This is a genomic window from Arthrobacter sp. CJ23 (assembly GCF_024741795.1).
GTDB lineage: Bacteria > Actinomycetota > Actinomycetes > Actinomycetales > Micrococcaceae > Arthrobacter.
Genome location: NZ_CP102950.1, coordinates 1,520,695 through 1,533,179, shown reverse-complemented (window position 1 = coordinate 1,533,179; position 12,485 = coordinate 1,520,695). Strand labels below are relative to the sequence as shown.

At 67.0% G+C, this 12,485-nt stretch carries 13 protein-coding genes; 7 read left to right on the top strand and 6 right to left on the bottom strand.

The window, feature by feature from the left end; translation table 11 throughout:
• The first annotated feature begins 39 nt into the window (after nt 1-39).
• The 5 genes from NVV90_RS06760 (at nt 40) to NVV90_RS06740 (ending at nt 4,559) form a co-directional block, all read left to right on the top strand.
• Nucleotides 40-1,227: a sensor histidine kinase gene (locus NVV90_RS06760; protein ID WP_258440421.1), complete on the top strand. Its 1,188-nt coding sequence runs from the start codon at nt 40-42 to the stop codon at nt 1,225-1,227.
• A 23-nt stretch (nt 1,228-1,250) separates the two neighbouring features.
• A complete protein-coding gene (locus NVV90_RS06755; RefSeq protein ID WP_258441091.1) occupies nt 1,251-1,970 on the top strand; it encodes a LytTR family DNA-binding domain-containing protein in 720 nt (239 codons plus the stop codon).
• The gene (locus NVV90_RS06750; protein WP_258440420.1) at nt 1,967-2,326 is read left to right on the top strand and encodes a hypothetical protein; all 360 of its coding nucleotides are present in this window, start codon (nt 1,967-1,969) and stop codon (nt 2,324-2,326) included. Before NVV90_RS06755 ends, NVV90_RS06750 begins: the two co-directional genes overlap by 4 nt.
• Nucleotides 2,323-3,789: a cation acetate symporter gene (locus NVV90_RS06745; protein ID WP_258440419.1), complete on the top strand. Its 1,467-nt coding sequence runs from the start codon at nt 2,323-2,325 to the stop codon at nt 3,787-3,789. The genes NVV90_RS06750 and NVV90_RS06745 overlap by 4 nt, the downstream gene beginning before the upstream one ends.
• 80 nt (nt 3,790-3,869) lie before the next feature.
• Nucleotides 3,870-4,559 (top strand): hypothetical protein, encoded by a 690-nt coding sequence (locus tag NVV90_RS06740; protein ID WP_258440418.1) that lies wholly within the window; start codon nt 3,870-3,872, stop codon nt 4,557-4,559.
• A gap of 53 nt (nt 4,560-4,612) precedes the next feature.
• On the opposite strand, the gene NVV90_RS06735 is transcribed toward NVV90_RS06740, so the two are convergent.
• From NVV90_RS06735 to rpsB, 6 genes are all read right to left on the bottom strand, one after another.
• Nucleotides 4,613-5,197, bottom strand: coding sequence for a DivIVA domain-containing protein (locus NVV90_RS06735; RefSeq protein ID WP_258440417.1), 585 nt, complete (start codon nt 5,195-5,197; stop codon nt 4,613-4,615).
• 22 nt (nt 5,198-5,219) lie between these two features.
• Entirely contained in the window at nt 5,220-6,155 is a 936-nt protein-coding gene (locus NVV90_RS06730) for a phosphatidate cytidylyltransferase (protein ID WP_258440416.1), read from the bottom strand.
• Complete coding sequence (gene frr, locus NVV90_RS06725; protein ID WP_258440415.1) at nt 6,155-6,712, bottom strand: ribosome recycling factor; 558 nt, start codon at nt 6,710-6,712, stop codon at nt 6,155-6,157. The genes NVV90_RS06730 and frr overlap by 1 nt, the downstream gene beginning before the upstream one ends.
• A 103-nt stretch (nt 6,713-6,815) precedes the next feature.
• Nucleotides 6,816-7,553, bottom strand: coding sequence for a UMP kinase (pyrH, locus tag NVV90_RS06720; RefSeq protein ID WP_258440414.1), 738 nt, complete (start codon nt 7,551-7,553; stop codon nt 6,816-6,818).
• A 142-nt stretch (nt 7,554-7,695) separates the two neighbouring features.
• Nucleotides 7,696-8,532 (bottom strand): translation elongation factor Ts, encoded by an 837-nt coding sequence (tsf, locus tag NVV90_RS06715; RefSeq protein WP_258440413.1) that lies wholly within the window; start codon nt 8,530-8,532, stop codon nt 7,696-7,698.
• Nucleotides 8,533-8,653: 121 nt separating this feature from the next.
• The gene (gene rpsB, locus NVV90_RS06710) at nt 8,654-9,514 is read right to left on the bottom strand and encodes a 30S ribosomal protein S2 (RefSeq protein ID WP_258440412.1); all 861 of its coding nucleotides are present in this window, start codon (nt 9,512-9,514) and stop codon (nt 8,654-8,656) included.
• 424 nt (nt 9,515-9,938) lie between these two features.
• On the opposite strand from rpsB, the gene NVV90_RS06705 reads away from it, so the two are divergent.
• Complete coding sequence (locus NVV90_RS06705) at nt 9,939-10,469, top strand: M23 family metallopeptidase (RefSeq protein WP_258440411.1); 531 nt, start codon at nt 9,939-9,941, stop codon at nt 10,467-10,469.
• A 115-nt stretch (nt 10,470-10,584) separates the two neighbouring features.
• A complete protein-coding gene (locus NVV90_RS06700; RefSeq protein WP_258440410.1) occupies nt 10,585-12,402 on the top strand; it encodes an HNH endonuclease signature motif containing protein in 1,818 nt (605 codons plus the stop codon).
• Nucleotides 12,403-12,485: the final 83 nt, after the last annotated feature.

Below are 12,485 nucleotides of genomic sequence, written 5' to 3'. Positions count from 1 at the left end.
CGTCTGCGACGCCCCGGCACATTGGCTACGCTGGGCGTTATGCCCGATTCCCCGCTTTTCACCGCCGCGGCCATCGCCGTGATCGTCCTGGCCGTCGCCGTCGTCGTCGGGGTGGGGCTCAAGGTGATGCGGTCCTTCCGGGAGCTGGGCACGGATGCCGAGCGGGCCACCTACAACACCCTGCACGCCGCCTCACGCGCGGGGCAGCACCTCCGCGGCGGGCTGCAGCCCGCCGGCGCCGCGAAGGCAAGCAAGCAGCTGCGGGCCCTGCTGGGCTGCGAGGCGCTGGCCATCACGGACACCGGGTCCGTGTTGGCGTGGGACGGCGCGGCCGAAGAGCTGCGGCCTTCCCTCATGCGGCTCGCCGCCGAGGTCCTTGCCACCGGACGGACGGCGGTGATCCCTGCGGCGAGGGTGCCGGCCCACGGGGAGACGGCCTACAGCACGGTGATCGCGCCCATCCGGGCCGGTTCGCGGGTGGTGGGCGCGGTGGCCGCCTTCGCACCCAACGCCGGGGCGGGACTCGTCCGGGCCACCGGCGAGGTGGCCGACTGGATCGCCGCGCAGCTTGAACTGGCCGAACTCGACTCCTCCCGGACCCTGCTGATGGAGGCCGAGGTGCGGGCCCTGCGCGCCCAGATCAGCCCGCACTTCATCTACAACTCCCTCAACGCCATCGCTTCGTTCATCAACACCGACCCCGCCCGCGCCCGGGAGCTCGTGGTGGAGTTCGCCGATTTCACGCGCTACTCCTTCCGCAGGCACGGCGACTTCACCACCCTGGCCGAGGAACTGCGCTGCATCGACCGGTACCTGCTGCTCGAGCGGGCCCGCTTCGGCGAGCGAGTGCAGGTCAGCCTCCGGATCGCCCCCGAGGTGCTCAGCACGGTCATTCCGTTCCTCAGCCTGCAGCCGCTGGTGGAGAACGCAGTGCGCCACGGCCTTGAAGCCAAGGAAGGCCCCGGGCACATCACCATCTGCGCCAACGATTCCGGCGCGTTCGCCGAGGTCACCATCGAGGACGACGGCGTGGGCATGGACCCGGAACACCTCCGCTCGGTCCTCGCCGGGCACACCGACGGCGACCATGTGGGACTGCGCAACGTGGACGCGAGGCTGCGCCAGGTCTACGGGGACGAGCACGGCCTGGTCATCGACACCGCGCCCGGCGAAGGCACCCTCATCACCATGCGCGTGCCCAAGTCCCAGCCGGGACACGACGCCTGAAGGACCGGCGCTAGTCTTTAATGATGATCAACGTGCTCGTCGCCGACGACGAACTTCCCGCCGTGGAGGAGCTCGCCTTCCTGCTGGGCCGGGACGCCCGCATCGGGGCCATCCACCGGGCTTCCTCCGGGGCAGAGGCCCTCCGCACGCTGGAGCGGGAGAGCGTTGACGCCGTCTTCCTCGACATCCACATGCCCGCCCTCTCCGGCCTGGACATCGCGCGCGCCATTTCGCGCAGCAGCAACCCGCCCGCCGTCGTGTTCGTCACCGCGGACGAGGACTGCGCGCTGGAGGCCTTCGACCTGGCGGCCATCGACTACCTGCTGAAGCCCCTGCGCGCCGAACGGCTCGCCCGCTCCGTGGACCGCATCAGCGAACTGCTCAAGGACGGCACTCCGGCGCCGGAAATGATCACCGTGGAGCTCGGCGGCACCACGCGCATGATCCGCCGCGACGACGTCAGCTACGTCCAGGCCCAGGGCGACTACGCCCGGCTGCACACGGCCGAGGCCAGCTACCTGATCCGCGTGCCGCTCAGCGAACTCGAACAGCAGTGGGCCGAGGCCGGGTTCATCCGGATCCACCGCTCCTACCTGATCGCCCTGAACCATGTGGGCCACATGAAGCTTGGCGCGGCCGCGCCGAGCGTCACCGTGGCCGGCGCCGAACTGCCCATCAGCCGCCGCCACCTGCCCTTGGTGCGGGACAAGCTACAGGCCACGCGCATCCGGGCGCAGGGATGACCCGCGTCAGGGTCACGGCACCGCGGTCCTCGGCTGCCGCCCCCGTCCGCCTCCCGTACTCGCGCGAGCTCGCCGAGAACTCCGAGGTCGGCCAGGTGTTCGTCCGCTCGCTCATCCGGTCCCAGCTCCGGCTCGGGCTCGTGGTGGCCTGCGGTTTCCTGCTGATCGTCACGGTCTTCGCCCTGGTCCTCGCGTTCGGCCCCGGCGTGGCCGAAACAAGGATCCTGGGCATCCCGATGGACTGGCTGCTGATCGGCGCCGGCATCTACCCCGTCATCGGACTGAGCGCCTGGCTGTACAACCGGGCAGCCTCGCGGAACGAGGCACGCTACCGCGACCTGGCGGAGGATTCGTGAATCCCGTGGTGGGCCTTGCGGCCTTCGTGGCGGTCTCAATTGCGACGGCGGCCATCGGCTTCTACGGGCTGCGCATCTCCCGCACCACGGGCGACTTCTACGTCGCGTCCCGCACGGTGCCGCCCTGGTGGAACGCCTCGGCGATCGGCGGCGAGTACCTGTCCGCCGCGAGTTTCCTGGGCGTGGCCGGCCTGATCCTGCTCTCCGGCACCGATGCCCTGTGGTTTCCCGTGGGCTACACGGCGGGGTACCTCATGCTCCTGTTGTTCGTCGCCGCTCCCCTGCGCCGCTCCGGCGCCTACACCATCCCGGATTTCACCGAGGCCAGGCTCGAATCCAAGGCGGTGCGGCGGGTCACCAGCCTGGTGGTGGTGGCCGTCGGCTGGCTCTACATCGTCCCGCAGCTGCACGGTGCGGCACTGACCATCCGGATCAGCACCGGCCTGCCCGCCTGGGTGGGTTCGTTGGCGGTGGTTGTGGTGGTGTGCCTGACAGTAGTGGCCGGCGGCATGCGCTCCATCACGTTCGTGCAGGCGTTCCAGTACTGGCTCAAGCTCACCGCACTGGCCGTGCCCGTGGTGTTCGTGCTGCTGGTGGTGGCGGGCGGGCAGACGGAGGCCGTGGCCGGGCTGCAAAGCAACCCGACGCAGCTTCCCGCTGCCGGCCCTTACCAGAACATCTCCCTCATGGTCGCGCTGCTGTTCGGAACCTTGGGCCTGCCGCACGTCCTGGTCCGTTTCTACACGAACCCGGACGGGCAGAGCGCGCGCAGGACCACCCTGATAGTGCTCGGTCTCTTGTCCGTTTTCTACCTTTTCCCCACCGTGTCCGGCGTCCTGGGCCGGGTGTTCGCCCCCGAGCTCGCTCGCTCCGGTCAGGCCGATGCGCTGGTCCTGCTGCTGCCGGGCCGGCTGGTGGGCGGCACGGCCGGTGAGCTCCTCTCCGCCTTGGTGGTGGCCGGCGCCTTCGCTGCTTTCTTGTCGACGACGTCGGGCCTGGTGGTCTCGCTGGCCGGTGTCATCAGCCAGGACGTCTTCGGCGGGAGCGTGCGGGGCTTCCGCCTCGCGGCGCTGCTGGCCGCCGTCGTGCCGCTCTGCTTCGCTTTCCTGACGGATTCACTGGCCCTGGCGGGGAGCGTTGGCCTCGTTTTTGCGTTCACGGCGTCCACGATCTGTCCGGTGCTGCTGCTGGGGATCTGGTGGCGCGGGCTGAGCGACGCAGGCGCCATCGCGGGAATGGTCACCGGGGCGGTCCTGTGCGGTGGAGCCATGGTCTCCGGCACCTTGTTGGGCCCCGGCAACTCGCCGGCGTGGCTGGCCCAGCCCGCCGCGTGGACCGTCCCCGCGGCCTTTGCCGTCATGGTCCTGGTGTCCCGTGCCACGCGGAACCGGGTACCCCTGAACGTGGCACGCGTCATGACGAGGCTGCACGTTCCGGAGCGGCCGGTGGCGACAGAACGCTGAGTGGGTCCGGGGGCCCGCTGAGCCGCAGCAGATCAGCCGCGGGTCTCGCGCGCGGCCGTCCAAGGGTGGACAATGGCGGCATGTCCGATGAGGGCGATGTCCCGTCCGGAAACGCGCCCGCGGTGTCTGCAGCCGTCCGGGCCCAGTTGCTTGCGACCGAGCACTGGAGCCTGCTGGCCTCGCGCAGCACCACCCAGGGCGAAGTACTTACCCGCATCAGCATGTTCCTGACCTTCACCTCGGCGAGCCTGCTCAGTGTGGCGCTCGTGGGGCAGGCCACCAGATTCTCCGACACTTTCGTGATGCTGGCTCTGGTCATCCTCTTCATCGATCTCGGCATAGGGCTGCTCACGCAGATCCGGGTCATGAACGTGGGCATGGAGGACCTGATGTACGTGGTGGCGATGAACCGGCTCCGCGCTGCCTACGTCGAGCTTGATCCCGGCCTCGCCCGGTATTTCATGGCCGCCCATCACGATGACGAGGCGGGCTCGAACCAGACCTACGACTTCTTCGGGGACGGCAGCAGGGTGGGCCATGTGGCCGGCAGCAGCATGACCTTCATGACCACTGCGAACACCGCCCTGATGGCTCTCCTGCTGGGGACCCTTGCCGTGCTGCTGGGAGCCCCCATGGCGGTGGCAGTGGTCCTGGGGGCCGTATGCGGACTGGCCTTTTTCGTAATGTCCGCGGTGCGCGGCTACAAGCGCTACACCGCGGTGTGGCAGAAACTCACTCCCGTGTCACCGACGCCGCCGGGTGAAGCGTGAGGTGAGCCGACCGACGTCGGGCTGTCAGCCGAGGAGCGCGGGTCAGCCGCGCGTCAGTCGATGGCCGCCATGAGTTCAACTGCGCGGTCCAGGAAGGCATCCACCTGGGTCTCCTCGTAGCTGTCCTGTCCCTTGGCTGCGCGGAAGACCGCGCGCCGGACGGCGTCCACGCTCAGTGGCTGGTCCTGCTCGAGGTAGCCGATGAGTTCAAGGCACAGACCGTCCACGTCTTCCATGTTGTAGCCGCGGACCGAGCTCTTGGCAGGGTGGCGGAATCGCTCGCCGTCGGGCCGGTGCAGGCGTCCGCGCAGCAGGCCGGAGAGCTTGCCGATCTGCCGAAGCCAGGCTTCCTCGCCCTGCTGGCTGATGAGGTCGTCGCGCTCGCGGCGTGCAAAGGCATCTTCCAGCCGGTCCAGGGCGGAGTCGACGCTTGCCGCGTCGTAGCCTCCCTTGACCGGGTCGAAGGAGACCGAACGGACGTCGGTACTGCCAAGCGGGCGGGCGGTGCCGGCCGGGTCCTCAAACGCAACGCGGGCCCGTTTGAGGAACTCGTCCACCTGCTTGGCGTTGTAGCCGTACGTGCCACGCTCCACGCGCTCGAACGTTGCCGGAATCTGGCGCCGAATATCCAATGCCACTACCTATCCTTCATGCGAGGTGTCAGACGCCGCTCAGCAGCGCAAAGAGAACAAAGGCCACGGGGGCTGCAAAAACGATGGAGTCGAGACGGTCCATCACTCCACCATGTCCTGGCAGGATGCTGCTCATGTCCTTGATGCCAAGCTCGCGCTTGACCATGGACTCGGCCAGGTCCCCGGCTGTTGCCGCGGCCACCATGCCGACGGCCAGAACCAGGCCCACCCACCAAGGCTTGTCCAGGAACAACAGACAGGCCAGGACACCGATGACCATGGCGCCCGCCACGGAACCGGCAAAGCCTTCCCAGGACTTTTTGGGGCTGATCTTGGGGGCCATGGGGTGCTTGCCGAACAATGCGCCAACGATGTAGCCGAAGGTGTCATTGGAGACCACCAGCAGCAGCATGGTGACCACCTCCCAGACGCCTCCGGGAATGCCCTGCGGCCAGAGGCCCACGGGGGTGGCGCCACCTGTAGCGTGCAGCGGAAGCACGGCGAAACTGATCATGAACGGCACCCAGGCCAGGGTAAAGACGCCGGCGAAAATGCTTCGAGGGGCACCGGAAGCGCTTTCGATGGAGCGCCACAACAGCACCGCAACACTGCTGGCCAGCATGGTGAACAGCAGGCTTTCCAGGCCGCCGAAGTAGGCGGCCACGGGCATCGCTATGCTGCCGGTCATCACAGGGATGATGGGCAGCCGTGTCCCGTGGCTTTCCAGGGCGCGGAAAACCTCCCATACGCCCAGGATCGCGAATCCGGTGGTCAGCAGCACGAATCCGAGCGGCAGGAACAGCAGACCCCCCAAGACGGCAAAAAGCATGGCCAGCCCGACGCCGATGGCGGCCGGAAGATTCCGGCCGGCCTTCGGCGTCGGGTTTTCCCGCGGGCGTCTTTCGCGTTTCCGCCGTTCGCGTGTCGGGACCCGTTCAGCGGGCGCCGGCTCTGCCTGGTTCATCAGACCTCGAGCAGCTCGGCTTCCTTGCGCTTGAGGATCTCGTCGATGGCCTCGACGTGGGCTTTGGTGATGGCGTCCAGTTCCTTTTCGCCACGTGCGCCCTCGTCCTCGCCGGCTTCGCCGTCCTTGACGAGCTTGTCCAGGGAGTCCTTGGCCTTGCGGCGGAGGCTGCGGATGGTGACCTTGGCGTCCTCACCCTTGCCCTTGACGATCTTGACGTATTCCTTGCGGCGTTCCTTGGTCAGCTCCGGGATGGTGACGCGGATAACGTTGCCGTCGTTGGACGGGTTGGCGCCGACCTCGGAATCGCTCAGGGCCCGCTCGATGTCTCGCAGGGCGGTCTTGTCGTAGGGGGTGATGAGGATGGTGCGGGCGTCCGGCACCGCGAAGGATGCCAGCTGCTGCAGCGGCGTGGGGGTGCCGTAGTACTCCACGATCACCTTGCTGTAGAGGCCAGGGTTCGCGCGTCCGGTACGGATGGTCGCGAAGTCCTCCTTGGCCACCTCGACAGCCTTGTCCATCTTTTCCCCGGCTTCGAGCAAGGTTTCTTCGATCACGGTTTCTCCTCAGAAATAGTCGCGTCCCGGGGCGCGGGCCGCGGTACACAGTAAAGATCCGCCCCTGCAGGCGGAATGGGTCCTGGAAATATCCTAGCCCTTGCTACGGGGTGACCAGGGTTCCCAGCTTTTCGCCGAGGATGGCGCGGGTGACGTTGCCCTCGCCTTCCATGCCGAACACCACCATGGAGAGGCGGTTGTCCTTGCACATGGTCATGGCCGTCTGGTCCATGACACGGATGTCGCGGCGCAGGGCGTCGTCGTAGCTGAGCTTTTCGAGCTTCTCTGCCGTGGGGTCCTTCTTGGGGTCTGCCGTGTAGACGCCGTCCACGCCGCTCTTGGCCATCAGGACGACGTCGGCGTGCACCTCAAGGGCGCGCTGCGCGGCAACGGTGTCGGTGGAGAAGTATGGGAGTCCGGCGCCGGCGCCGAAGATGACCACGCGGCCCTTCTCCATGTGGCGGATTGCACGGCGCGGGATGTAGGCCTCAGCGACCTGGCCCATGGTGATGGCACTCTGGACGCGGGTCTCGACGCCGGCCTGCTCCAGGAAGTCCTGAAGGGCAAGGCAGTTCATGACGGTGCCAAGCATGCCCATGTAGTCGGCGCGGGAACGGTCCATGCCGCTCTGCGAGAGTTCAGCGCCGCGGAAGAAGTTGCCACCGCCGACGACGATTGCCACCTCGACCTCGGAGACCGCGGCAGCGATCTGCTTGGCGACCGCGCGGACCGTGTCCGGATCAACGCCGAGCTTGCCTCCGCCGAAGACTTCGCCGGACAGTTTCAGAAGTACACGACGGCGGGTCTTCTCGGGCTGGATTGCAGTGTTGAGGGTTTCCATGGTGCCTCCCGTTGGTGGACTCTGGCTTAGATTATCTTGCTGTGGGACCGGGCAGGTACTGCCCGGTCCGGTGCACGCTCCGGGAATGCCGGTGCATGCAAAAGGGGCGGCCACCGAAGTGACCACCCCTTTTCATGTCTGACTAGCTTCCGACGCGGAAACGAGTGACTGCAGTTGCCTTCACACCGGCTTCTTCGAGAACCTGTGCAACGGTCTTCTTGGAATCCTTGGCGAATGCCTGATCTACAAGAACTTCGCCCTTGTAGAAGCCCGTCACACGGCCTTCAACGATCTTGGCGAGTGCAGCTTCGGGCTTGCCTTCGGCCTTTGCGGTCTCTTCGGCGATGCGGCGCTCGGACTCGACCAGTTCGGCCGGAACGTCTTCGCGGGTCAGGTAGTTCGGAGCCATGGCTGCAACGTGGACAGCGATGTCGTGTGCTGCGGTAGCAGCGGCTTCGCCTTCACCGTCAACAGCGAACAGCACGCCAACCTGGGCCGGGAGGTCCTTGGAGGTCTTGTGCAGGTAGGCGTCAACCGTGGTGCCCTCAACGCGGGAAATGCGTCGAACGACGACCTTCTCGCCGAGGATGGCGCCTTCTTCGACGACGACCTCGGACAGCGGCTTGCCGTCGACGTCGGTGGCCAGCAGGGTTTCGAGGTCGGCAGCGCCGGACTCAACGGCAATGGCCAGAACGCGGTCAGCCAGCTGGATGAACTTGTCAGCCTTGGCGACGAAGTCGGTCTCGCAGTTGACCTCGATCATTACGCCCACGCCGCCGGTGACCTTGGCAGCAACCAGGCCCTCAGCAGTGGAACGGCCTTCGCGCTTGGTAGCGCCCTTGAGACCCTTGATGCGGATGATCTCGATGGCCTTCTCGGCGTCGCCGTTGGCTTCGTCGAGAGCCTTCTTGACGTCCATCATGCCGGCGCCGGTGCGCTCGCGCAGGGCCTTGATGTCAGCAGCAGTGTAGTTCGCCATGTGAACCCCTCTGTCTAGAAATTGTGTGATTACGGACTGACAGGACGGCCGCCCACCGTGTGGGCCGCCATCCTGTCAGTAGCCCCTAGCGCCGGAAACCGGTGTTAGGGAAGGTCCAGATTTACTTGCCTTCTTCGGCTGCAGCTTCAGTGGCTTCGGCGGCCGGAGCCTCTTCAGCTACGGGAGCTTCCTCAGCGGCCGGAGCTTCTGCTGCCTTGCTGCCTTCGAGGAGCTCGCGCTCCCACTCAGCCAGGGGCTCTTCCGGAGCTTCCGTGGTGCCGGTTGCGCGCTGGTTACGGGCGATGAGACCCTCGGCAACGGCGTCGGCAACAACGCGGGTCAGCAGGTTGACGGAGCGGATGGCGTCGTCGTTGCCCGGGATCGGGAAGTCAACTTCGTCGGGGTCGCAGTTGGTGTCCAGGATGGCAACAACCGGGATGTTCAGCTTCTTGGCTTCGTCAACAGCCAGGTGTTCCTTCTTGGTGTCAACAACCCACAGAACCGAAGGAGCCTTGGTCAGGTTGCGGATACCACCAAGGTTGGTTTCCAGCTTGGTGAGTTCACGCTTGAGGAGCAGGAGCTCCTTCTTGGTGTAACCGGAGCCGGCAACGTCCTCGAAGTTGATCTCTTCGAGTTCCTTCATGCGCTGGATGCGCTTGGCGACGGTCTGGAAGTTGGTGAGCATGCCACCGAGCCAACGCTGGTTGACGTAGGGCTGGCCAACACGGGTAGCCTGCTCGGCAATTGCTTCCTGAGCCTGCTTCTTGGTGCCGACGAACAGGACGGTGCCGCCGTGGGCGACAGTGGCCTTGACGAACTCGAAGGCGCGGTCGATGTAGGACAGCGACTGCTGGAGGTCGATGATGTAGATGCCGTTGCGCTCCGTGAAGATGAAGCGCTTCATCTTCGGGTTCCAACGACGGGTCTGGTGTCCAAAGTGGACGCCGCTGTCAAGCAGCTGGCGCATAGTTACGACGGGCATGCCGACGCTCCTTCCGGCAGGTCATTCATGAGAGAGCCCATGGGGCTGCTCTTACCCTGCCAATAGTTAACGGTTGATTAGCCTCACCCGGACGGGCCTGGCTCCTGGCATCCATTGCACTTCCCATCCGGCATGGCCGGACCGCAGGAGGCGCAATCCTCCGCAGCCTGAAGCCAAGGCTTCGCTGGTGGAGGGCTGGATACGCGTAGTCAGCCTGAGCCCCTCGCGCATCTGAATGAGACGCGCTTCTGTACAAGCCTGAGGGCACAGCAAACTGCTCAAACAAGTGTACTACAGCACCCCGGCACCCGTGACCGCCGGGCGCCCGGGACCAGGCCTCGAATCCATGTTCGGACCCGGCGGTTTTTCCACATGGCGGGACTCGGATCTTCCGCCGGGCGGCCTCCCACCCGAGGCTTGGTGCATGGTGTTGTTGAAGCGATCCCCGGCCGCCCTGCTGCTTGCGCTGATGGCAGTGTTCGCATTGCTGGGCGCGTTGGCATTGCTGGGCGCAGGCATGGCGCCAGCCGCCCCAACTGCCCGGCCCGGCTGGGACTGGCCGCTCTCCCCCAAGCCCGCCGTGCTGCGCGCCTTTGATCCGCCCGACAAACCGTGGTTGAGCGGGCACCGCGGCGTGGATTTGCAAGCAGCGTACGACGGCGCCCCGGTCACCTCGCCCGCGGACGGCGTGGTCAGCTTCGTGGGCGTTGTGGTGGACCGGCCGGTCATCACCATCGACCATGGCGAAGGCCTGCGAAGCAGCTTCGAGCCGGTCAGCAGCAGACTGTCAAAGGGCGAACATGTGACGAAGGGCCAGGTGATCGGCGTCCTCGAGCCCGGACACTGCGGGCCCGCGCCGTGCGTCCACTGGGGCGTCCGGCGTGGCGACGACTACGTCAACCCGCTGGCGTTCGTCATCGATTTGAGGCCATCGATCCTGCTGCCGCTGAATTGAGGCTGGGTGCCGAGTCTCCGCCGTCCTCTTTTTGCGCGGATGGCCCTTCGTCTCGCCCGCAGGGCCGCATGCCGCAGGGCCCTATATTGTCCGACCCCACTGGCAGAGTTGAGTCATGGAAGCACTTCTGCAGCTCAGCAGCCGCCAGGCCAGCCGGCCCGGCGTTGCTTCGGCTGTGCTGGATAGCTTGCTCGGGCAACTGCAGGTCATGGCCGACACGGCAGCCGACGACGTCGGGCGCATGGGCCTCCAAGACTCCGCCGCCTTCGCCTCGCAGTTGGAAGAGATCTCCCGCACCCTGGGCTACCTGCAGATCGTTGCTGCCGGGCATCTGGACCGGACACGCTCCCAGGAACCCTCCACAGGAACGGGCAAGGCCTCGGGCTGGACAACCGGGTGGGCCACGGACGGGAGCGCGGAGCTCAACGATTCGGCCACAACCTCCATCATCAACTCAAGTGCGGCGTCCGGAACCGCGTCCAGTGTGACTTCGATGGCGGCGCGGGAGTTCGCGCAGGAATTCCGGAACACCGGCGAGTACCTGCGCTCCCTGCTGCGGATCAGCGCCGCCGAAGCCCGCCGCCGGCTCGCCCTCGCCGCCGAGGTCCTACCCCGGCTCGGGCTCGCCGGCCAGCCCATGCCGCCCCGCCGCGAGGAACTCGCCGCGACCCTGGCCCGCGGCAGCATCTGCACCCGCTCTGCCACCACCATCACCATGGCCCTGGAGCATGTCCGGCCCTACACCAGCCCGGACATGGCAGCCCGCATGGAACACGCCCTCACGGTCACCGCAGCAGAGAACGACCCCGACTTCCTGGCGCGCATCAGCCGCCGCTGGGCCGAGGCCCTCAACCAGGACGGCACCGAACCCAGCGAGGAACAACTCCGTCACAGCCAAGGCGCGTTCCTGCGCCGCCCCCGCAACGGCCTCCAGCACCTCGAAATCTTCGCCACCACCGACCAGTTCGAACACCTCCTCACCGTCATGAACACCGCCACCAACCCCCGCACCTACACCGGCACCAACGCGGACACGGGCTCGGACACGGGCTCGGGCTCGGGCTCGGGCTCGGACAAGGCGGGCAGCAGCGAGCAAAGTGCCGGGGAGGCAGGCCTGGTCGGTGCAGCGGACGGTGGACCGACCGGAACCGCAGCAGGCGGCGAGGAGTTGGACCGGCGTTCCCGGGCCCAGAAACTGCTCGACGGCCTGGTCGGCGCCTGCAAACTCGCCCTCGCCACCGGCACCCTCCCGGCCACCGGAGGACTGCGCCCCCAAATCCTCGTCACCATCGACTACCAAACCCTGCTGGCCGAACTCCGGGACCACGGCGCCAAGACGCGCGGCACCGGACCTGGAGATGCCGTCCCAGGGGACGCCGGCCCGCGCCGCGTCCGAACCGGCACCGGGACCAGCGCAAGGATGGGTACCGGCGCAGGGATCGGCACCGGCCCAGGGATGGGTGCCGGGGGCATCACCCGCCCGGAATCCGTCCCCGGCGGCAGCCCCCTGACCGGCACGGGATCGTTCGCCTTCTCCGGCCCCGCCACGGCCCGGAGCATCCGCCAACTCGCCTGCGACGCCGACATCATCCCCCTCGTCCTCGGCGGCGCAGGCCAGGTCCTGGACATCGGCCGCGCCTCCCGCATCTTCCCACCCCACATCCGCAAGGCCATCACCGCCCGCGACAAGGGCTGCGCCTTCCCCGGCTGCACCATCCCCGCCCCCTGGTGCGAAGCCCACCACATCAGCTACTGGTCACACGGCGGGCCCACCAGCACGCACAACGGCACCCTCCTGTGCAGCCACCACCACCATCTGGTCCACAAGGAAAACTGGCACATCGAACCACGGAACGGCGCGCCCTGGTTCATCCCGCCACCCCACATCGACCCCCGCCAACAACCCCGCCAAAACCACTACTTCCACACCTGACCACGCCAGGCGAACCGGGCCAGCCACCACGGCCAGCAACCGGGGCGAGGCACCCGTCGGGCGACCAGCGCTCGCGACCAGCG

Bases quoted from the DNA above. Each gene is read 5' to 3' on its own strand.
- rpsB (WP_258440412.1), bottom strand. From the start codon at position 9,514: ATGCCCGTCGTAACTATGCGCCAGCTGCTTGACAGCGGCGTCCACTTT.
- NVV90_RS06730 (WP_258440416.1), bottom strand. From the start codon at position 6,155: ATGAACCAGGCAGAGCCGGCGCCCGCTGAACGGGTCCCGACACGCGAA.
- NVV90_RS06755 (WP_258441091.1), top strand. From the start codon at position 1,251: ATGATCAACGTGCTCGTCGCCGACGACGAACTTCCCGCCGTGGAGGAG.
- tsf (WP_258440413.1), bottom strand. From the start codon at position 8,532: ATGGCGAACTACACTGCTGCTGACATCAAGGCCCTGCGCGAGCGCACC.
- NVV90_RS06760 (WP_258440421.1), top strand. From the start codon at position 40: ATGCCCGATTCCCCGCTTTTCACCGCCGCGGCCATCGCCGTGATCGTC.
- NVV90_RS06750 (WP_258440420.1), top strand. From the start codon at position 1,967: ATGACCCGCGTCAGGGTCACGGCACCGCGGTCCTCGGCTGCCGCCCCC.
- pyrH (WP_258440414.1), bottom strand. From the start codon at position 7,553: ATGGAAACCCTCAACACTGCAATCCAGCCCGAGAAGACCCGCCGTCGT.
- NVV90_RS06740 (WP_258440418.1), top strand. From the start codon at position 3,870: ATGTCCGATGAGGGCGATGTCCCGTCCGGAAACGCGCCCGCGGTGTCT.
- NVV90_RS06705 (WP_258440411.1), top strand. From the start codon at position 9,939: ATGGTGTTGTTGAAGCGATCCCCGGCCGCCCTGCTGCTTGCGCTGATG.
- NVV90_RS06700 (WP_258440410.1), top strand. From the start codon at position 10,585: ATGGAAGCACTTCTGCAGCTCAGCAGCCGCCAGGCCAGCCGGCCCGGC.